Source organism: Streptomyces sp. Y20 (assembly GCF_043195475.1).
In the GTDB taxonomy this organism is placed as follows: domain Bacteria; phylum Actinomycetota; class Actinomycetes; order Streptomycetales; family Streptomycetaceae; genus Streptomyces.
This window is the reverse complement of sequence record NZ_JBIDDP010000005.1, coordinates 54822-75132: the sequence shown is the minus strand read 5'-3', so window position 1 is coordinate 75132 and position 20311 is coordinate 54822. Positions and strand designations below refer to the sequence as shown.

General features: G+C 72.9%; 20 protein-coding genes. 7 read left to right on the top strand and 13 right to left on the bottom strand.

What is annotated here, in order from left to right:
• Window positions 1–100 precede the first annotated feature (100 nt).
• Window positions 101–2542: a glycoside hydrolase family 3 C-terminal domain-containing protein gene (locus ACGFT1_RS14560; protein WP_373909300.1), complete on the top strand. Its 2442-nt coding sequence runs from the start codon at window positions 101–103 to the stop codon at window positions 2540–2542.
• Between the two features lie 81 nt (window positions 2543–2623).
• Here ACGFT1_RS14560 and ACGFT1_RS14555 read toward each other — a convergent pair whose 3' ends face one another.
• Both ACGFT1_RS14555 and ACGFT1_RS14550 read right to left on the bottom strand, forming a co-directional pair.
• Window positions 2624–3616, bottom strand: coding sequence for an aldose epimerase family protein (locus ACGFT1_RS14555; RefSeq protein ID WP_373909299.1), 993 nt, complete (start codon window positions 3614–3616; stop codon window positions 2624–2626).
• A 14-nt stretch (window positions 3617–3630) separates the two neighbouring features.
• Window positions 3631–4512 carry an SGNH/GDSL hydrolase family protein gene (locus ACGFT1_RS14550; protein WP_373909298.1) on the bottom strand — a complete coding sequence of 294 codons (882 nt, stop codon included), beginning with the start codon at window positions 4510–4512 and terminating at the stop codon, window positions 3631–3633.
• Between the two features lie 252 nt (window positions 4513–4764).
• Here ACGFT1_RS14550 and ACGFT1_RS14545 point away from each other — a divergent pair, with 252 nt between their 5' ends.
• Window positions 4765–5259, top strand: coding sequence for a DUF3145 domain-containing protein (locus tag ACGFT1_RS14545; RefSeq protein ID WP_373909297.1), 495 nt, complete (start codon window positions 4765–4767; stop codon window positions 5257–5259).
• A gap of 67 nt (window positions 5260–5326) precedes the next feature.
• Here ACGFT1_RS14545 and fabF read toward each other — a convergent pair whose 3' ends face one another.
• From fabF to ACGFT1_RS14520, 5 genes are all read right to left on the bottom strand, one after another.
• Entirely contained in the window at window positions 5327–6589 is a 1263-nt protein-coding gene (gene fabF, locus ACGFT1_RS14540) for a beta-ketoacyl-ACP synthase II (RefSeq protein WP_373909296.1), read from the bottom strand.
• A gap of 85 nt (window positions 6590–6674) precedes the next feature.
• Window positions 6675–6923, bottom strand: coding sequence for an acyl carrier protein (locus tag ACGFT1_RS14535; RefSeq protein ID WP_356816124.1), 249 nt, complete (start codon window positions 6921–6923; stop codon window positions 6675–6677).
• Between the two features lie 81 nt (window positions 6924–7004).
• Window positions 7005–8036, bottom strand: a complete 1032-nt coding sequence (locus ACGFT1_RS14530) for a ketoacyl-ACP synthase III (RefSeq protein WP_373909295.1) — start codon at window positions 8034–8036, stop codon at window positions 7005–7007.
• A gap of 10 nt (window positions 8037–8046) precedes the next feature.
• Complete coding sequence (locus ACGFT1_RS14525; protein WP_373909294.1) at window positions 8047–8973, bottom strand: ACP S-malonyltransferase; 927 nt, start codon at window positions 8971–8973, stop codon at window positions 8047–8049.
• An 89-nt stretch (window positions 8974–9062) separates the two neighbouring features.
• Window positions 9063–10268 (bottom strand): PucR family transcriptional regulator, encoded by a 1206-nt coding sequence (locus tag ACGFT1_RS14520; protein ID WP_373909293.1) that lies wholly within the window; start codon window positions 10266–10268, stop codon window positions 9063–9065.
• A gap of 74 nt (window positions 10269–10342) precedes the next feature.
• On the opposite strand from ACGFT1_RS14520, the gene ACGFT1_RS14515 reads away from it, so the two are divergent.
• Entirely contained in the window at window positions 10343–10996 is a 654-nt protein-coding gene (locus ACGFT1_RS14515; RefSeq protein WP_373909707.1) for a pirin family protein, read from the top strand.
• A gap of 9 nt (window positions 10997–11005) precedes the next feature.
• On the opposite strand, the gene ACGFT1_RS14510 is transcribed toward ACGFT1_RS14515, so the two are convergent.
• Entirely contained in the window at window positions 11006–11836 is an 831-nt protein-coding gene (locus ACGFT1_RS14510; RefSeq protein ID WP_373909292.1) for a serine hydrolase domain-containing protein, read from the bottom strand.
• 19 nt (window positions 11837–11855) lie between these two features.
• Window positions 11856–12341, bottom strand: a complete 486-nt coding sequence (locus ACGFT1_RS14505) for a GNAT family N-acetyltransferase (protein WP_373909291.1) — start codon at window positions 12339–12341, stop codon at window positions 11856–11858.
• Between the two features lie 97 nt (window positions 12342–12438).
• Between ACGFT1_RS14505 and ACGFT1_RS14500 the strand changes: the two genes are divergently transcribed.
• Entirely contained in the window at window positions 12439–12903 is a 465-nt protein-coding gene (locus ACGFT1_RS14500; RefSeq protein ID WP_373909290.1) for a MerR family transcriptional regulator, read from the top strand.
• The gene (locus tag ACGFT1_RS14495; RefSeq protein ID WP_373909289.1) at window positions 12900–13916 is read left to right on the top strand and encodes an aldo/keto reductase; all 1017 of its coding nucleotides are present in this window, start codon (window positions 12900–12902) and stop codon (window positions 13914–13916) included. Before ACGFT1_RS14500 ends, ACGFT1_RS14495 begins: the two co-directional genes overlap by 4 nt.
• 255 nt (window positions 13917–14171) lie before the next feature.
• Here ACGFT1_RS14495 and ACGFT1_RS14490 read toward each other — a convergent pair whose 3' ends face one another.
• The 3 genes from ACGFT1_RS14490 to ACGFT1_RS14480 form a co-directional block, all read right to left on the bottom strand.
• Complete coding sequence (locus ACGFT1_RS14490) at window positions 14172–15020, bottom strand: DUF4429 domain-containing protein (protein ID WP_373909288.1); 849 nt, start codon at window positions 15018–15020, stop codon at window positions 14172–14174.
• A 66-nt stretch (window positions 15021–15086) separates the two neighbouring features.
• Window positions 15087–16304: an alpha/beta hydrolase gene (locus ACGFT1_RS14485; protein ID WP_373909287.1), complete on the bottom strand. Its 1218-nt coding sequence runs from the start codon at window positions 16302–16304 to the stop codon at window positions 15087–15089.
• Between the two features lie 135 nt (window positions 16305–16439).
• Window positions 16440–17066 carry a TetR family transcriptional regulator gene (locus ACGFT1_RS14480; protein ID WP_373909286.1) on the bottom strand — a complete coding sequence of 209 codons (627 nt, stop codon included), beginning with the start codon at window positions 17064–17066 and terminating at the stop codon, window positions 16440–16442.
• Window positions 17067–17308: 242 nt separating this feature from the next.
• Between ACGFT1_RS14480 and ACGFT1_RS14475 the strand changes: the two genes are divergently transcribed.
• Together ACGFT1_RS14475 and ACGFT1_RS14470 are read left to right on the top strand one after the other, a co-directional pair.
• A complete protein-coding gene (locus ACGFT1_RS14475) occupies window positions 17309–18796 on the top strand; it encodes an MFS transporter (protein ID WP_373909706.1) in 1488 nt (495 codons plus the stop codon).
• Window positions 18797–19032: 236 nt separating this feature from the next.
• Complete coding sequence (locus tag ACGFT1_RS14470) at window positions 19033–19341, top strand: small hydrophobic protein (RefSeq protein WP_373909285.1); 309 nt, start codon at window positions 19033–19035, stop codon at window positions 19339–19341.
• A 158-nt stretch (window positions 19342–19499) separates the two neighbouring features.
• On the opposite strand, the gene ACGFT1_RS14465 is transcribed toward ACGFT1_RS14470, so the two are convergent.
• Window positions 19500–20240: a potassium channel family protein gene (locus ACGFT1_RS14465; RefSeq protein WP_373909284.1), complete on the bottom strand. Its 741-nt coding sequence runs from the start codon at window positions 20238–20240 to the stop codon at window positions 19500–19502.
• Window positions 20241–20311 lie beyond the last annotated feature (71 nt).

The window sequence follows — 20311 nt, the reverse complement described above, 5'->3', positions numbered from 1 at the left end:
CCCCCCGACCCGAATATAACGGCCGGATGACAAAACCTACCGCGCCACAGGAGGCGGTGCAGGATGGAGGCACCTGCACGGACCCGACGAGGAGGAACCGATGGCGGGAGCCCAGCCCACCCCGGCCGACCAGGCCCGCGAGGCGGTCGTGGAGGCCGCCCTGCGCACCCTCGACCTCGACACCAAGGCACGCCTCCTGGCCGGACAGGACATGTGGAGCCTGCCCGCGCTGCCCGGGATCGGCCTGCGGTCCCTGGTCATGTCCGACGGCCCGATCGGCGTCCGGGGCGTGCGCTGGAGTGCCGACGACCCCTCCGTCGCCCTGCCCTCACCGACCGCCCTCGCCGCCACCTGGGACCCGGAACTCGCCCGCCGCGCCGGTGTGCTGCTCGCCCAGGAGGCCCGCCGCAAAGGCGTCCACGTCCTGCTCGCCCCCACCGTCAACCTGCACCGCTCCCCGCTCGGCGGACGCCACTTCGAGTGCTACAGCGAGGACCCGTACCTGACCGGCGTCATCGGCGCCGGCTACGTCCGCGGCGTCCAGTCCGGCGGCGTCGGCACCACCGTCAAGCACTTCGTCGCCAACGACGCCGAGACCGACCGCCTCACCGTGAACAACCTGGTCCCCGAGCGCGCCCTGCGCGAGCTGTACCTGGCCCCCTTCGAGGCGATCGTGCGCGACGCCCGCCCGTGGGGCGTCATGACCGCCTACAACACGGTCAACGGCACGACGATGACCGAACACCACCACCTCGTCAACGAGATCCTGCGCGGCGAGTGGGGCTTCGACGGCGTCAACGTCTCCGACTGGACCGCCGCCCGGGACACCACCGGCGCCATCGAGGGGGGTCTGGACGTGGCCATGCCCGGACCGGGGACCGTCTACGGCGAGGCCCTCGCCCGGGCCGTGCGCGACGGCAGGGTCGGCGAGGCCAGGGTCGACGCGGCCGTCCGCCGGGTACTGCGGCTCGCCGCCCGCGCCGGCATCCTGGACGGCGCCGAACCCGTGGTCACCGCCCCGCCCGCACCGGTCGACGGCGAGGCCCTGGCCCGCGAGATCGCCCGCCGCTCCTTCGTCCTGCTGCGCAACGAGCGCCAGGTCCTGCCCCTGAAGCCCCACGGCACCGTCGCCCTGATCGGCGCCGCCGCCCGCGACGCCCGCATCCTGGGCGGCGGTTCCGCCACCGTCTTCCCGGCCCGGGTCGTCTCCCCGCTCGACGGCCTCAGCGCCGCACTCGCCGACGGCACCCTCCGCTACGCCGTCGGCGCCGACCCCGCCACCGAACTCCCCGTCGCCGGTGCCGGCTTCACCCTGCGGGCCGTCTGCCGCGACGCCGCCGGCGAGGTCATCGGCACCCGCTCCGCCCCCGGCGGCCTGATCCAGTGGATGGGCACCGACCTCCCCGAGGGTGTCACCCACGAGGCCCTCCACACCGTCGAGCTGACCGGCACCTTCACCCCGCGCGAGTCCGGCACGCACACCTTCGGCATCAAGGGCACCGGCGACTTCACCCTCACCGTCGGCGGGACGACGTACTACGACGACGACCAGCGCCCCGGCGACGGCGACCCCTTCGAGGCGTTCTTCGGTGCCCCCGTGCCCCGCGCCCGGGCCGGCCTCACCGCGGGCGAGCCGGTCGACGTCTCCCTCACCCATGTCGTCCGGCTCCCCGAGAACCTCCCCATGAAGGTCGTCGCGTTCGCGCTCGCCCACCGCGGCCCCCGGCGCGACGCCGACGAGCTGATCGCCGAGGCCGTCGAGACCGCCCGGAACGCCGACACGGCCGTCGTCATGGTCGCCACCACCGACCGCGTGGAGTCCGAGGGCTTCGACCGGCGTGACCTGCGGCTCCCCGGCCGCCAGGACGACCTGGTCCGCGCGGTCGCCGCCGCCAACCCGAACACGGTCGTCGTCGTCAACGCGGGCTCCCCGGTGGAACTGCCCTGGCGGCACGAGGCCGCCGCCGTCCTGCTCGGCTGGTTCCCCGGCCAGGAGGGCGGCGCCGCCCTCGCCGACGTCCTCACCGGCGTCCACGAACCCGGCGGCCGGCTGCCCACCACCTGGGGCTCCCTCGCCGACGCCCCGGTCACCCAGGTCGTCCCGACCGACGGCGAACTCCGCTACGAGGAGGGCGTGTTCATCGGCTACGCCGCCTGGGAGAAGGCCGGCCGCGCGCCGTCGTACCCCTTCGGCCACGGCCTCGGCTACACCGACTGGGCCTACGAGTCCCTGGACGTCGAGGGCACCACCGTCCGCGTCCGCCTCCGCAACACCGGCGAGCGGGCCGGCCGCGAGGTGGTCCAGATCTACGTGGCCCCGGTCGGCCCCGGCCCCGACCGCCCCGCACGCCGGCTGGCCGGTTTCGCCTCCGCCGAGGCCGGCCCCGGCGAGAGTACGGAGGTCACCGTCGAACTCCCGCGCCGCGCCTTCGAGGTCTGGGACGAGACGGCGAAGGCGTGGGCATGTGTGAAGGGTTCGTACGAGATCGCCGCCGGACGCTCGATCGCCGACCGCGGGCTCACCGCACCGATTAACGTCTGATCCAGGACAAGTCCCCCACCGCGCGGGACACCCCCCGAGAACGGCCCCGGTCCGGGACCTGACCCCTGGACCGGGGCGACATCAGTCGCCGGCCCCGTCCCGCCCCCGTGCCCCGAACCCGTACACCGTCTCGGAGCGGAAGGGGGTGCCCGGTCGCAGGACCGTGGCCGGGAAGTGCGGGTGGTTGGGGGAGTCCGGGAAGTGCTGGGTCTCCAGGGCGATCGCGGCGCCCGGGGTGAACGGGTCCGACAGGTGGTCGGCGGTGTAGAGCTGGACGCCCGGCTCGGTCGTCGCCACCGTCAGGACGCGGCCGGACGCGGGATCGTACAGCTCGGCCACCTCCTCGGCCGCCTCGGTCACCCCCTTGTCCAGCACGAAGTTGTGGTCGTAGCCGGTGCCCACCGCCCGGGCCGTGCGGAAGTCGAGGCGGGAACCGGTCACCTCCGCCAGGGCGCCCGTGGGGATCAGGTCCGCGTCCACCGGTGTGTAGCGGGACGCGGCCAGCCGCAGTTCGTGGCCGCCCGCCCGGCCGGAGCCGCTCAGGTTCCAGTACGTGTGGTTGGTCAGGCTGATGACCGTCGGCGCGTCGGTGACCGCCTCGTAGGCGATGCGCAGCGCGCCCGCGTCCGTCAGCGTGTACGTCACCGTGACCTCCAGCCGCCCCGGGAAGCCCTCCTCGCCGTGCGGGCTCACCCGGCCGAGGCGCACCCCGTGCCCGACCGGGGTCACGTCCCACAGCCGCTTGTCGAAGCCCCGCGTCCCGCCGTGCAGCGAGTTGGCGCCCTCGTTGCGCGTCAGGGCGTACGTCCGGCCGTCCAGCGGGAACCGGCCGCCCGCGATCCGGTTGGCGTACCGGCCGATCACGGCACCCAGATACGGCTCCGGATGCTCCAGATATCCGTCGAGGGACGGGAACCCCAGCACCACGTCCGCCATCCGTCCGGCCCCGTCGGGGACCTCCACCGACTGCACGATCGCGCCGTACGACAGCACCCGGACCCGGACGCCGGCGCGCTCCAGCGTCCAGCGGTGCACCGGGCTGCCGTCGGGAAGTGTGCCGAAAAGTTCGTTCATGTGGGAACCCTAGGTCACGGCTGCGTCGCCGTGATCCTCCGGTAGGCGATCTCCGCCAGCCGCGCCTGGCCGTCCGTGCTGGGATGGAACCAGTCCCACTGACTGAGCTGATCCGAGCCGAAGCGGTAGTCGTAGACCGCGTTCCCGTCGAACCGGCAGCGGCGGTCCCTGGCGCAGACCTCCTTCAGCACCGCGTTGTACGCCACCACCCGCTGCTGCACGCTGTCCCGCCGCACCATCGCCGACGCGGTCAGATCGTCCGCGTCGGCCAGCATCGACGGGCAGATGCCCAGCTTCCACACCTGCTTGCCCAGCGCGTTCGTCCGGCCCTCGGACCACAGCCGCTTCAGGTTCGGCACGCTGGCCACGTACACCTGGGTCCTCGGCAGCGCCGTCCGCAGGGTGCGCATCGCCTTCTCGAAGTCCGCGCGGAAGTCGGCCACCGGCGTCATCGCCGACGCCGACGACCGGCAGGCGTCATTCGCACCGGCCATGACCGTCACCAGCTGCGGGCCGCGCCGGGCCGCCTGCTCCATCTGCCCGGGCAGGTCCGCCATACGGGCGCCCGTCACCGCGTAGTTCCAGCTTCGCTCCGCCGCCCCCGGCACGCCCAGCAGCCGCACCGCCAGGCTGTCCACCCGGGCGTCGCCGCCCGTCGCCCATGACACCTCCGGGCAGTCCGACAGCACCGCGCACGCGTCGAAACCGCGCGTGATGGAGTCACCCACCGCGGCGATCGACTGCGGGCTGCGGTCCCACACCGGGGGCCGGGACGCGTGCGCCTTCGTGCCCTCCGGCGCGGCCGGGCCCCCGCCGCCGTCACATCCGGCGGCGCCCAGCATGACGGCCGCCACGGCGGCGAGCACGGCCCGCGCACGGCGGCTTCGCTTTCGCATCCCTGGTGTTCCCCTCGCTCGACGGTCGGCCTCCTCCCCTGACAACGTGCCGGGGTTCCCGGCCGGCTCCCGGGAACGGCACACCCCCGCACAAGCGTCCCCCTGGGTGAATGGCGGCGTTTTCCTGGCAGCGGGACCGACGGTACGTCACACTCTGCGCCCCGCCGCAAGGTAGCCTCGCCATCAACGCGGCCGTCGTGCCACAGCCGCCCAGCCAATCCGCAAGATGTCCCGCTCTGCCCGGAGGTTCCGGTGACGACACGTGGAGTTCTGTACGTGCACTCCGCGCCGCGCGCGCTGTGCCCGCACGTCGAGTGGGCCGTCGCCGGGGTGCTCGGCACGCGCGTCGGCCTCGACTGGATCCGGCAGCCCGCCGCCCCCGGCACCTGGCGCTCGGAGTTCTCCTGGCAGGGCGAGGCCGGTACCGCCTCCAAGCTCGCCTCCGCGCTGCGCGGCTGGCGCCTGCTGCGCTTCGAGGTCACCGCCGAGCCCTGCCCCACCGCCGAGGGCGAGCGCTACAGCTGCACCCCCGACCTGGGCATCTTCCACGCCGTCACCGGCATCCACGGCGACATCCTCATCCCCGAGGACCGGCTCCGCGCGGCCCTGCAGCGCAGCCAGCGCGGCGAGACGGACCTGGAGGGCGAGCTGTCCCGGCTGCTGGGCAAGCCGTGGGACGACGAACTGGAGCCGTTCCGCTACGCGGGAGAGGGCGCGCCGGTGCGCTGGCTGCACCAGGTGGTGTGAGTCCGGCGGCCGGAGGACATGGGGAAGGGCCCTCACCACCGGTGAGGGCCCTTCCCCATGTGTCCGCTCAGACGGTCCTGAACGCCAGCACCACGTTGTGCCCGCCGAACCCGAACGAGTCGTTCAGCGCGGCGATCCGGCCCTCGGGCAGCGCCCGCGCCGCACCGGTCACCACGTCCGCGTTGACCTCGGGGTCGAGGTTGTCCACGTTGATGGTCGGCGGAGCCGTACGGTTCACCAGCGCCAGGATCGACGCGACGGTCTCGACACCGCCGGCGCCACCCAGCAGGTGACCGGTCATCGACTTGGTCGCGGAGATCGCCATGTGGTCGACGTCGTCGCCGAACACCTTCCGCAGCGCCTTGATCTCGGCGACGTCGCCCTGCGGGGTCGACGTGGCGTGCGCGTTGACGTGCACGATCTCGGCCGGCTTCAGATCCGTGCTGTCCATCAGGTTGTGCAGCGCGTGCGCGATGCCGTTGCCGGACGGCTCCGGCTGCGTGATGTGGTGGGCGTCGGCGGAGATGCCCTGGCCGACGGCCTCGGCGTAGATCCGGGCGCCGCGGGCCTTCGCGTGCTCCTCGGACTCCAGGACGATCACACCGGCGCCCTCGCCGAGCACGAAGCCGTCACGGCCCGCGTCGTACGGCCGGGACGCGCCCTTGGGGTCGTCGTTGTTCTTGGACATCGCCATCATGTTGCCGAACGCGGCGATGGGAAGCGGGTGGATGGCGGCCTCGGTGCCACCGGCCACGACCACGTCCGCACGCCCGGTGCGGATCATCTCGATCGCGTACCCGATGGCCTCCGCGCCCGAGGCGCAGGCCGAGACCGGGGTGTGCACGCCGGCGCGGGCACCCAGCTCGATCCCGACGTTGGCCGCCGGGGAGTTGGGCATCAGCATGGGCACGGTGTGCGGGGAGACACGGCGGACGCCCTTCTCCCGGAGTACGTCGTACTGGTCCAGAAGGGTCGTCACACCGCCGATGCCGGAGGCGATGACCGCGCCGAGGCGGTCGGGGTTCACGGACGGGTCCTCACCCGCCCTCGCGGTGAAACCGGCGTCCTTCCAGGCCTCCTGAGCGGCGATCAGCGCGAACTGTGCGGACCGGTCCAGCTTGCGGGCCTGCGGGCGGGGGAGGATCTCGCCCGGCTCGACGGCGACCCGCGCGGCGATCCTGACGGGCAGCTGAGCCGCCCACTCCTCCTCCAGGAGGCGGACACCGGACGTGCCGGCGAGGAGGGCCTCCCAGGTCGAGGCTGCGTCGCCACCCAGCGGTGTGGTTGCGCCGATACCGGTGACGACCACGGTGCGATTGGTCGGGATCACGGGAATTCTTTCTCCAACGGATACGGGATTCGACGGCGCCACCGCCGGGTGGCGGGGCCTAGCGGCCTGTTACCTGCGCGGTGGCTCAGGCCTGGTGCTTGAGGATGTAGTCGGTGGCGTCGCCGACGGTCCTGAGGTTCTTGACGTCCTCGTCCGGGATCTTCACGTCGAAGCGCTCCTCGGCGGCGACGACGACCTCGACCATGGACAGCGAGTCGACGTCCAGGTCGTCGGTGAAGGACTTGTCCCTCTGCACGTCCTCGGTGGGGATCCCGGCGATCTCGTTCACGATCTCGGCGAGACCGGTCACGATCTCTTCCTGAGTGGCGGCCATGTCAGGCGCTCCTTCTTCGATGTTCCAGACGGTTTGTGGCAGTTGTCCCCGTTCCGGACCGCATGGTCCGGCACGGAGTGCCTAGGGGAGGGTAACGACCGTGGCGGCGTAGACGAGACCCGCCCCGAATCCGATGACGAGCGCGGTGTCGCCGCTCTTCGCCTCCCCGGTCGCCAGGAGCCGCTCCATCGCGAGCGGGATCGAGGCGGCCGAGGTGTTGCCGGTGGTGCGGATGTCACGGGCGACCGTGACGTGCTCCGGCAGTTTCAGCGTCTTCACCATCGAGTCGATGATCCGCACGTTGGCCTGGTGCGGGATGAAGACGTCCAGTTCGTCCGAGGTGATCCCGGCCGCGTCCAGCGCCTGCTGGGCGACCTTCGCCATCTCGAACACGGCCCAGCGGAACACCGCCTGGCCCTCCTGCGTGATCGCAGGGAACTTGATGTTGCCGTCGCTGTCGAGCGGCAGCGCGGAGAGGTCGCCGAGCCGGAACCGGTCCCACGACACGGTCTGCCGGATCGTCTCGGCCTTGTCGCCCTCGGAGCCCCACACGGTCGGGCCGATCGCCGGCTCGTCGGAGGGGCCGACGACGACCGCGCCGGCACCGTCGCCGAAGAGGAACGCGGTCGCCCGGTCCTCCAGGTCGGTCAGGTCGCTCAGCCGCTCCACACCGATGACCAGGACGTGGTCGGCGGAACCTTCCACCACCATGCCCTTGGCGAGTGTCAGGCCGTAGCCGAAGCCCGCGCAGCCGGCCGAGATGTCGAAGGCCGCGGCCTTGTTCGTGCCCAGCCGGTCGGCGATCTCGGTGGCGACGGCCGGGGTCTGGCTGAAGTGCGAGACGGTGGAGACGACCACCGCGCCGATCCGCTCGGCGTCGATGCCCGCGTCCGCGATCGCCTTGCCGGAGGCCTCGACGGCCATCGTGGCCACGGTCTCGTCGGGGCCGGCCCAGTGCCGGGTCTCGATACCGGAGCGCGAACGGATCCACTCGTCGGACGAGTCGATCTTCTCGAGGATCACCTCGTTGGGCACGACCCGGGTCGGACGGTAACCGCCGACACCGAGGATGCGCGCGTACGGGGCGCCCTTACTGGGCTTGATCTTCGCCATGTACGGCTCCTTAGACGCCGGCGTGCTCTGCGAGCAGAGCACGGGCCGCGTCGAGATCGTCGGGGGTCTTCAGGGCCAGCGTCGCCACGCCGGGCAGTGCGCGTTTGGCCAGGCCGGTCAGCGTGCCGCCCGGGCACACCTCGATCAGCGCGGTGACGCCGAGTTCCTTGAAGGTCTCCATGCACAGGTCCCAGCGCACGGGGTTGGCGACCTGACCGACCAGCCGCTCCAGGACCTCGGCACCGGTGGCGACGGTCCGCCCGTCCTTGTTGGAGACGTAGGCGACCCGGGGGTCGGCGGGCGTGAGGTCCGCCGCGGCCTTGGCCAGCGTCTCGACCGCGGGAGCCATGTGACGGGTGTGGAAGGCGCCGGCGACCTTCAGCGGGACGACCTTGCGGACGCCCTCGGGCTTGTCCTCGGCCAGCGCGGCGAGCTGCTCCAGCGTGCCGGCGGCGACGATCTGGCCCGCGCCGTTGATGTTCGCCGGGGTCAGGCCCAGCTTCTCCAGGTGCGCGAGGGTGACCTCCGGGTCACCGCCCAGCAGCGCCGCCATGCCGGTCTCCGTGACCGTGGCGGCGTCGGCCATCGCCAGACCCCGCGTACGGACGAGACCGAGGGCGGCCGTGTCGTCCAGGACGCCGGTGAAGACGGCGGCGGTGATCTCGCCGACGCTGTGACCCGCGACCGCGCCGGGCGCGATCTCGGACATGTCACCCAGTGCCGCGGCGGACAGGATGCCGGCGGCCACCAGGAGCGGCTGGGCCACCGCGGTGTCGCGGATGGCGTCGGCGTCGGCCTGGGTGCCGTAGTGGGCCAGGTCCAGTCCGAGGGCGTCCGACCACGCGGCGACGCGGTCCGCGGCACCGGGGAGGTCGAGCCAGGGGGTCAGGAAGCCGGGCGTCTGGGCGCCCTGGCCGGGAGCGACGAGTACGAGCACTCTCACACTCTCTCTTGGGGACGGTCGCGGCCGCCCGTGAGGACAGGGACGAAGAACATGGAGGGCTTTTGTGGAGCCCCCACAAAAACCTATGTCTGAGTATCACCGTCGGCCAGACGCCCCAGGATGAGCGCGATCCGCAGTGTGAAGGCGGATCGTACATCCGAGGGGGACCAGCCGGTGACGTCTGTCACACGTCGGAGCCGGTAGCGCACGGTGTTCGGGTGAACAAAGAGCATTCTCGCCGCGCCTTCCAGGCTGCTCGCCTGCTCCAGGTAGACACTCAGGGTTTCCAGGAGAGCCGAGCCCGCCTCTTCCAGCGGTCTGTAGATCTCCTCCACCAGTTGCTCACGGGCGCTGGGATCGCCCGCCATGGCGCGCTCCGGCAGCAGATCGTCCGCGAGCACCGGCCGCGGCGCGTCCGGCCAGGCGGAACAGGCCTTCAGGCCCGCGGCGGCGGCCTGCGCGGACCGGGTGGCGGCCAGCAGGTCGGGTACGACGGGTCCGGCGACCACCGGCCCCGCCGCGTACGGCCCGATCAGGGACTTCGCGACGGCGAGCGGGTTGGGGCTGCCGCCGGCGACGACGACGAGCCGGTCCCCGAGCACCCCGGTGAGCACCTGGAGCTTGGCGTGCCGGGCGGCCCGCCGGATCGCCTCGACGGTCAGCTCGCTGTCCCCGTCCGGGGCGGTCCCGAGCACCACGCACACATGCTCCGGGGAGTTCCAGCCCAGCGCGGCGGCCCGGCTGACGGCCCCCTCGTCGGCCTCCCCGCTCAGCACGGCGTTCACCACCAGCGACTCCAGGCGCGCGTCCCAGGCACCCCGTGCCTCGGCGGCCTGGGCGTACACCTGGGCGGTGGCGAAGGCGATCTCACGGGCGTACACCAGCAGCGCCTCGCGGAGCACCCGTTCGTCGCCGGGCGCCGCCACCTCGTCGATGGCGCTCTCCATCACCTCGATCGTGGTGCGCACCATCTCCACGGTCTGCCGCAGCGTGATGGCCCGGGTCAGCTCGCGCGGCGCGGTCCCGAAGACGTCCGTGGAGATCGCCTGCGGCGCGTCCGGGCGCCGGAACCACTCGGTGAAGGCCGCGATGCCCGCCTGGGCGACGAGCCCGATCCAGGAACGGTTCTCCGGGGGCATGGCCCGGTACCACGGCAGGGTCTCGTCCATCCGCGCGATGGCCTGCGCGGCGAGACTCCCGGAGGACCTCTCCAGTCGTCTCAGGGTCGCGACGTGCGCGTGGACGGCGTGTACGGCGGGGTCGCCGCGGTGGGTTTCGGGTTCGGGCACGGGGACAAGACTGCCTTATCGGGACGGGCCCCTGCGTCGCCGGGTCCGGGGCGGGGTCTACGGTGGGGCCCGTGATGGACGTCCGGCGCGCCGGTGAGCGCTACCGCGGAGGGGACCCGGGGAACGGGACCGACTCCCGCCACGCCTTCTCCTTCGGCCCCCACTACGACCCGGACAACCTCCGCTTCGGCGCGCTGATCGCCTGCAACGAGGAACGGCTCGCTGCCGGCGCCGGTTTCGGCGAACACCCGCACAGCCACACCGAGATCGTCACCTGGGTGATCGAGGGCGAACTGACCCACCGCGACTCCACGGGCCACCGGACGACCGTCCGCCCCGGCGACGTCCAGCACCTCAGCGCGGCGACGGGCGTGCGGCACACCGAGCGCAACGACGGCGCCGTCCCGCTGGTCTTCCTCCAGATGTGGCTGGCCCCCCGGGAGGCGGGCGGCGAGCCCGCGTACCGGACCGTCACGGGCATCGCCGACTCCACGCCGTACGCGGTCCCGGCCGCGGGCGCGATGCTGCACGTACGGCGCCTGGCACCGGGGGAGCGGACCGCGGTGCCGGACGCGGCGTTCGTGTACGTGCACGTGGTGCGCGGTGCCGTGCGGCTGGACGGCGAGGAGCTGGGGGCGGGCGACGCGGCCCGCGTCACGGACGCGGCGGACCTGGAGGCGGCGGCGGTCACGGCGGCGGAGCTGCTGCTGTGGGAGATGGCGCCGTGACCACGGCCGTCACCCGGCCCGGCCGCGCAGTTCCGTCAGCACCGCGTCCGTGAACGCCGGCCACGCCTCGGCCGCCCAGGGGCCGAAGGCGCGGTCGGTCAGGGCCACGCAGGCCACTCGCGCGTCGGGGTCGATCCACAGGAACGTTCCGGACTGGCCGAAGTGCCCGAACGTACGCGGCGAGGACGAACCGCCCGTCCAGTGCGGGGACTTGCCGTCACGGATCTCGAAGCCCAGGCCCCAGTCGTTGGGGTTCTGGTGGCCGTAACCGGGCAGGACGCCCTTGCGCCCGGGGTACTGCACGCTCATCGCCTCCGCGACCGTCCGCGGGTCCAGCAGGCGCGGTGCCTGCACCTCGGCCGCGAACCGCAGCAGGTCCGACACCGTCGACACGCCGTCCTTGGCCGGCGAGCCCTCCAGCGACGTCGACGTCATCCCCAGCGGCGCCAGCACGGCCTGCCGCAGGTACTCGGCGAACGGGATGCCCGTCACCCGGGCGATGTGGTCACCCAGCTGCTCGAACCCGGCGTTGGAGTACAGCCGCCGCTCCCCGGCCGGGGCGGTGACCCGGTGCTCGTCGAAGGCCAGGCCGGAGGTGTGGGCGAGCAGATGGCGGACCGTCGACCCGGGCGGACCGGCCGGCTCGTCCAGCTCGACCGCCCCCTCCTCGTACGCCACGAGCGCCGCGTAGGCCGCCAGCGGCTTGGTGACGGAGGCCAGTGGGAAGCGGTGCCCGACGGGGCCGTGCGTCCCGAGGACGGTCCCGTCGGCGCGTACGACACCCGCCGCGGCGGTGGGAACGGGCCAGTTCTCGATCAGTGCAAGGCTCTGCGACGACATGCGCCCGAGCCTATGCGGCTCACAGCGGCAGCCGCATCGACGGGTCGGGGTCACGGGTGAAGCCGAGGGAGGCGTACAGCGGCTCGGCCTGCGGCGAGGCGTTGAGCAGCACGTGCCCGGCACCCCGCGCCCGGAACCAGGCCAGCAGCTCGGTCATGCACGCGCGCGCGTATCCCCGGCGCCGGGCGTCCGGGTCGGTCGCCACACTGAAGACGTACCCGACCCGCCCCCGCGGATTGCCCGCCCTGCCGATGCGGTACTCCACGGTGCCCGCCACCAGCCCGGCCAGCGCCCCCGGCCGCCCGGCGCGGTCCACGACGAACGCCGCGAAGTCCCCGTCCTCCTCGCCGAGCCGCTCCCGCAGCGTCGGCAGCGACTCCGCGTGCCAGTCGGCCGCTCCCGCCGGCCCCGCACTCCCGTCCCCCCACAGGGAGTCGATCATCAGCTGGCGCAGCCGCAGCACTTCGGCGGCGTCATCGGGCCGGGCTCGGCGTACGGAACTCATGCCCCGCACGCTAACCGGCCGGTCTTGATCACGTCGCGCGGATTTCTCACCGGTCGCGCTTGCCTGGAGTGCACTCGAAGGCCATAGCGTGGGGGCCATGACGGTGATGCAGACCACGATGGCGGCCACCGGGCACGCCACCCCCGCCGACATCTGCTCCGCCCCGCCCCGGCGCCATCCGCTGCCGGACGGCCAGGACCACTACACGATCAGCGAGGTCGTCGCCCGCACCGGTCTGACCGCGCACACCCTGCGCTGGTACGAGCGGATCGGGCTGATGCCGCACGTCGACCGCTCGCACACCGGCCAGCGCCGCTACAGCAACCGCGATCTGGACTGGCTGGACTTCGTGACCAAGCTGCGGCTGACCGGCATGCCGGTGGCGGACATGGTCCGGTACGCGGAACTGGTGCGCGAGGGCGAGAGCACGTACGCGGCGCGCCGGGGGCTGCTGGAGGCCACCCGCCGGGACGTGCTCGGCCGGATCGCGGAACTGCGGGACACACTCGCCGTACTCGACCGCAAGATCAGTTTCTACGCCGCGGAGGGGACCGACCGATGACCGACGCCCAGATCGCCACGGTACGGCTCGGCGCGCGGGGGCCGGTGACCGGCGTCCAAGGGCTCGGCTGCATGGGCATCAGCGCCGCGTACGGGCCCACCGACACCGATCGGGCCCGCTCGACGCTGGAGCGGGCCCTCGAACTCGGCGTCACCCTCTACGACACCGCCGACTTCTACGGCTCCGGCGAGAACGAACGGTTCCTCGCCCCGTTCTTCGCGGCCCACCGGGACGAGGTGGTCGTCGCCACCAAGTTCGCCCTCTCCTGGCATCCGGACGATCCGACGAGGCGGATCATCCGCAACGACCCGCCCTACATCCGCCGGGCCGTCGAGGCCAGCCTTGGGCGGCTGGGCGTCGACGTGATCGACCTCTACTACATGCACCGCCGCGACGTGGACGTCCCCATCGAGGAGACCGTCGGCACGATGGCGGACCTGGTCCGGGAGGGCAAGGTCAAGCACCTCGGGCTCAGCGAGGTGACCGCCGACGAGCTGCGCGCCGCGCACGCCGTGCACCCGGTCGCGGCCGTGCAGTCGGAGTGGTCCCTGTTCAGCCGGGACATCGAGGCCCGGATCGTACCGGCCGCACGGGACCTGGGCGTCGCCCTCGTGCCGTACTCCCCGCTGGGCCGCGGCTTCCTCACCGGTGCCTTCGCCGACGCCGCGCGGGACCTCAGCGCCGGCGACTTCCGCCGCCACATGCCCCGCTACAGCGGGGACAACGCGGCCGCCAACGCGGCGCTGCTGGCGCCGGTCCGCGCGATCGCCGAGGCCCACGGGGCCACCCTGGGCCAGATCGCCCTGGCCTGGATCCAGCAGCGGGCGGCGGTCGACGACCTGACGGTGGTCCCCATCCCGGGCACCCGCAGTCCGGACAGGGTGGCGGAGAACACCGCGGCGACACGGATCACCCTGACCGACGCGGAACTGGCCCGGCTGGAGCCGCTCGCGGCCGAGGTGGCGGGCGACCGCTACACGGACATGGCCTTCACCTCCGCGGGCAGGGAGTAGCGGCCGTCCGAGGGTGGATGTCCGGTGGTGGCCGGCCGAGGCGGGGCGGAGGTCCGGTGGTGGCCGTCCGCCGCCCGGTGCCGTCCGAGGCGGACGTCCTGCCGGAGGCGGACGGACCTCGCCCGGCAGGCGGACCGGGAGGCGGGACAGCGGCCGGACGCGCGGACGCGCGGGCTCCGGAGCGGACCGTGCCCGGCGGACGGGGCCCGGCCGCGCTGGGGCCGGCCCCGGCCCGCCGGACCGCGCCGGTGGACGCTACAGCTCGGCGAGCAGTTCGGCCTTCTTGGCGGCGAACTCCTCGTCGGTGATCAGCCCCGCCCGGTGCAGCTCCCCGAGGTGCCGGATCCGCTCGGCGATGCCGGCGGGATCGCGTGGTGACACGGCCGGCGCCGCCGGGGCCGCCCCGCGGGAGCGCACCGCCGCGAGGACCGCCGCGGCGAACGGCAGCGACTCGTGCACCGGCCCGTAGCCCAGCCCGAACACCACCGACGCCGGGTCCTGGTCCGGCTGCGCGGACCGGCCGGCGCCCTGGTCACGGGGCAGCAGCCGCAGGTGTCCCTCGAAGACCTCCGGCGACCGCCACTCCACCCCGCTCAGGCCGGCCACCGCGAAGCTCTGGTCGCCGGCCTTCCACTTCGCCGAGGACGCCCCCGTCCACGACCAGCGGAACTGCACGGACGTCCCGTCGAAGGAGGCCTTCCCGTCGTACGCCTTGAACTGGAGCGGTGCCTCGGGCGCCGCCACCAGGTACCGGTCGGCGGGTCCGGACCCGGTCAGCAGGCCCCTCAGCTCGTCGGCGTAGTACTCCGCGAGGGTCTCCCGCTCCGCCGGCAGCACCAGCCGGTAGGGGTCGGAGCCCTCCTTCAGCTGGCCGTCGGCCGCCTCCATCAGCGGATCGGCGCCGGGGCGCGGCCGCAGCCGCAGGACGACCGTGCCGCGCCGGCCCGGGGTGAGGGTCACCCCCTCGACCGCGGCCAGCGGAATCCGGCGCTCGCCGAGCGCCTGGAACAGCTTCGGTGTCCGTATCCCCCGTTCGTAACGGATGAGCACGGAGTCGGACTCGAACTCCCAGACGGCATGAAAACCCGCCAGTACGTCACCCATGCGGCTCATCGTATGCGGCACGTGCTCCTCCGTCGCCACCCGCGCAGACCGCAATTCCTGCTGTCTCTACGCGCGTCCGGCCGTCGTCGTGCCGGACAGACCGGACCGGCACACGTCGTTCTCCTGTGCGCACGTCACCCCGTCGTACGCGCCCACGCCGATGTCGGCGAGGTTGCGCAGGCTGTCCGTGCCCGGCTGGAAGTAACCGCTGTGGCCCTGCGCGTCCCGCGCCGACAGCACCCGCGCGCCGAACCCCGCGGACACCGGGTCGGCGCCGTGACCGAGGCCGCCCACTTCCAGGTACGGCACGTCCTGCACCCAGTCGGTGGCGTCCCGCATGGCCCACACCCGGGCCGTCGTGCCCAGGCGGCCGGCCGCGGTGACCCGCATGCCGGGGCTCGCGGCCACGGCTATGTCGGCCACCCGGCCGGGCATGCCGTGCGCGGCGACCCCGCAGACGACGGAGCCGTAGCTGTGGCAGAACATCGACACCGGGGCCCGGCCGGGCAGCGCGCGCAGCAGCGCGTTCAGCCGCACGGCGCCCTCCTCGGCGCGCAGGCCGGTGGCCGCGTCCACGCCGAGCCCGTCGGGGGCGGTGTAGTCGGCCCAGGCGATCACCGCCGTACCGGTCGCGGGGCTCGCCTCGCGCTCGGCCGCGTACAGAGCCTTGGCCATGCCGACCGGTGCGCTGTACCTGCGGTACGTCCGCTGGAAGGTGAGCAGGTCGGTGTCGACGCCGGGGACGACGACCGAGACCCGCCGCGCCCTGTCGAGGTCGCCGAACACCTCGGCGACCCGGCCCGAGCCCTCGGGGTCGAAGGCCAGGATGTGCCGGCCGGGGCTCAGCAGGGACGTGTAGCGCTGCATTCGGTGGCCCGCGTCCTGCTGGCCGGCCGAGCTGAGCCGGCTGTCGTGCATCCGCTTCCGCTCCACCCCGCGGGCCTGCTTCAGCGCGACGCGGTTGGCGCGGTAGCGCAGCGGGACGGGTGCGCCGTTCATGTTGCCGACCGCCAGCGGGTAGCGGTGGGCGAGACGGTCGCGCTCGTGCGGGGTGAGCGAGGCGAAGAAGCGGCGGAGGGGCGCCGGGCCGGACCCGGGGTCCGGCAGGTGGCGGCCGTGGATGCTGCCGTGCTCCCACTGGGAGAGCGAGGCCTGGAGTGCCGTCGACTCCCGGTGGCTGCGCATGGCGGTCCAGCCGGTGGTCGCGAGCATCACGAACACCACGGCCAGCGCCGGCAGGGCGCGCCAGACCTTGAATTTCGGGGAGGTGTCGAAGGAAGTCACTGGGAGGACACACTAGGAGAACGAGAGGGTCTCGCGGTAACGGAGTGACAGGGATCACGTGCCCGGACACGTTTCAGCGGGCACCGGGCGCCACGCCGCCGTTCCGTCGGGGCCCGCCATGGTCCGCCGGCGCTCTCAGCCGGCGCGCCAGTTGCCCGTGAGCGCCGAACCCAGCTGGTCGAGGTACGACGCGGTGAGCGTGCGGATCGACTCCAGGCCGAAGTCCTCGCTGGTGCACCATTGCCGTTCGGAGACCCGTATCACCCCGCCGAACACGGCCACCGCCAGCCGTGGCCGGGGGTCGGCGTCCACGTCGACGCCCTCCCGCTCGGCCAGCACCCGCGCGATGGTCTCCTCCGTCGCCGCCGACCGGCGCAGATGGGCGGCGAGCAGCGCGGGCGTGGAATCGATCGTGCGGTACATGCGCAGGTACAGCTCGACCGGGACGGCCGACGCGACGGTCTCGCGGATCGCGTCCCAGCCCTCCAGGAACGCCTGCCGCAGCGCCTGCATCGGCGCCTCCTGCGGCGGCCGGGCCCGGACGGCGGCCACGAAGGCCGCCTCCGTCGTCTGCTGGACCGCGAAGGCCACGTCCTCCTTGCCCGCGAAGTAGCGGAAGAAGGTGCGCTGCGAGACGTCGACGGCCTCGGCGATCTCGTCGACGGTGGTCTGCTCGTACCCCTGCGTGGTGAACAGTTCGAGAGCGGCCCGCAGCAGCGCCTCCCGGGTACGCCGCTTCTTGCGTTCGCGCAGCGTCTCCATGGGCCTCTCTTCCGTGAACGTCCGGCCTGTTCAGCCTATCCGGCGGCGCCATGTCAGTAACCGGCTTGTGATTCCGTTTGTCAACTGTCAGTCGCTGTCACTAATCTCGGGGTATGACTAGTCAGACCGCCATCGACTCGACGGGACCGGGGGACAAGTCGCCCGCTCCGCCGGGACCGCCCCCGGCCCCGGGCCTGCGTGGCCACCCGTGGCTCACCCTCATCACCGTTGCCGTAGGGGTCATGATGGTGGCCCTGGACGGCACCATCGTGGCCATCGCCAACCCGGCCATCCGCGACGATCTGCACGCGTCCTTCGCCGACGTGCAGTGGATCACCAACTCCTACTTCCTCGCCCTCGCGGTCACCCTGATCACCGCGGGCAAGCTCGGTGACCGCTTCGGCCACCGGCAGACCTTCCTCATCGGGGTCAGCGGCTTCGCCCTCGCCTCCGGTGCCATCGGGCTCTCCGGCAGCATCGCCGCGGTCGTCACCTTCCGCGTCTTCCAGGGGCTCTTCGGCGCGCTGCTGATGCCGGCCGCGCTCGGCGTGCTGCGAGCCACCTTCCCGGCCGAGAAGCTCAACATGGCCATCGGCGTGTGGGGCATGGTGATCGGCGCCTCCACGGCGGGCGGTCCCATCCTCGGCGGCGTCCTCGTCGAGCACGTCAACTGGCAGTCGGTGTTCTTCATCAACGTGCCGGTCGGCGCCCTCGCCCTGCTCCTCGGCACCATGATCCTTCTCGACCACCGGGCGGAAAACGCGCCGCGCTCCTTCGACCTGCTTGGCATCGCCCTGCTGTCCGGCGCGATGTTCTGCCTGGTCTGGGCGCTCATCAAGGCACCGGCGTGGGGCTGGGGAGCGGGCCGGACCTGGCTGTTCCTCGGCGCCTCGGTGCTGCTGTTCGTCCTCTTCGCCCTCTGGGAGACGCGGGTGGCGGAACCGCTGATCCCGCTGCGCCTGTTCCGTTCCGTGCCGTTCTCGGCGGGCGCGGTGCTGATGGTGATGATGGCCATCGCGTTCATGGGCGGCCTGTTCTTCGTGACGTTCTACCTCCAGAACGTCCACGGGATGAGCCCCGTCGACGCCGGCCTGCACCTGCTGCCGCTCACCTGCATGATGATCGTCGGCTCCCCGCTGGCCGGCGCCGCGATCACCCGGCTCGGCCCGCGCGTCCCGCTGGCCGGCGGCATGGCCGTCACCGCGGTCGCCCTGTACGGCATGTCCACGCTGGAGGTCGACACCGGCAGCGCGCTGATGTCCCTGTGGTTCGCCCTGCTCGGCCTCGGTCTGGCGCCGGTCATGGTCGGTGCCACCGAGGTCATCGTCGGCAACGCCCCCATGGAGCTGTCCGGCGTGGCCGGCGGTCTCCAGCAGGCGGCCATGCAGATCGGCAGCAGCCTCGGTACGGCGGTGCTCGGTGCCGTCATGGCCTCCAAGGTCGACAGCGACCTGCCGGGCAACTGGGCCGACGCCGGCCTGCCGAAGCTGACGCCCGGTCAGCTCGGCCAGGCCTCGGAGGCGGTGCAGGTCGGCGTTGCCCCGGTGACGAAGAGCATGCCGGAGCCGGTCGCAGCGAAGATCACGGCCGTCGCCCACGACACCTTCATCTCCGGCATGAGCCGCGCCTCCCTGGTCGCGGCCGGCGTGGCGGCGGTCGCCGTTCTGGTCGCGCTGCTCACCAAGCGGGGCGACAACGCGGAGGCGGGCGCGGGCGTGGGGCACATCTGAGACCCGCTCACCGCTCCACCCTTCGGCGGAGTTCCCCTATCAGGGTGACCCCGCTCAACATCCCTCGCGCGAGGCGCGCGCCGCAGGTCACGGTGGGTCAAGTCCTCCGCAGGGCCTGGGGACGGCCGGGCCGCGGCGCGCGCTGCCGGAGGGGGGCGACGCACGCAGGTCTGCCGGGACGGAACCGGGGTACCCGCACACCGAAGCCGAACTGTCCAGAAAACCTCAGGGAGTTGATGATGGCGGGCTTCGGGCAAGGAACGCGCGGGTACCCCCGGTCCCGCGGCCGGACGTGGCAGCGGACCGGGCCGGACCGTGCGACGCTCGGGATCATAGGCACCATCTGCGCGGTGGCCGGCTTCTTCGCGCTGGGCATCGTCCTCGGCCCCGTCGCGATGTTCTGCGGCTGGCAGTCGATGGGCCGCGCCTGGTCCAACGACCGCAACGTACCGGCTCTGGTGGCCCTGATCCTGGGCGCGATCGACACCCTGCTCGCCATCATCGCCCTGGCGGGCGCGGCGGCCTGGGGCCACGGCCTGCTGTGACGGACGAAGCGTCACCGCGGGTGCCCGCGGCCCGCGACGCCTTGACGTAGGGGTGCGGCCGCGGGTTCGTCGTGGCTGACCGCGCCGTTCCCGCGCCCCGCGGGGCGCGGGAACGGCGCGGGCCGGTCGAGCGCGGTACCGGCTCGCCCGGGGTCGGGTCAGCGGTGTTGGCGCTGTTCCGCGGTCAGCCGGGCCACCTCGGCCCGCAGGAGCCGTACCTCCTCGGTCAGGGAATTGATCGCCTCCGTCTGCCGCCGTTCCTCCACGTCGTCCTTCTCGAACCGCGAGATGAACCACGCGGCGATGTTCGCGGTGACGACACCGAGCAGCGCGATGCCGGACAGCATCAGCCCGACGGCGATCATCCGCCCGAGCCCGGTGGTCGGCGCGTGGTCCCCGTACCCGACGGTCGTCATCGTCGTGAAGGACCACCACACGGCGTCGCCCAGCGTCAGGATGTTCCCGTGCGGCGATTCGCGCTCCACGGACAGCACCGCCAGCGAGCCGAACATCAGCAGCCCGATCACGGCCCCGACGACGTACGTGGTGAGCTGGATCTGCGGCGCCATCCGCGCCCTTCGGCCCACCAGCAGCAGTGTGGACACCAGGCGCAGCAGCCGCAGGGGCTGGAGCATCGGCAGGACCACCGCGCACAGGTCGGGCCAGTGGCGCCGTACGAACTGCCTGCGGTGCGGGGCGAGCGCCAGCCGTATCAGGTAGTCGACGGCGAAAGCGCCCCACACCACCCACTCGACCACCGTGCACGCGACGGTCAGCGAGCGTCCGGCGGACGCGTCCACGATCGGCACCGCGTAAGCGACGGCGAACGCCAGTGCGAACGCCAGCAGCGGCCGTTGGGTGTGCCGCTCCCACCGGGCCTGCGCCGACAGTTGTTCCATGCACGCATGGTAAAGAAGACGTAAGGGCGGTGGAGCGTCCGGCTCCACCGCCCTCGGGTCGTTTCCGGGCC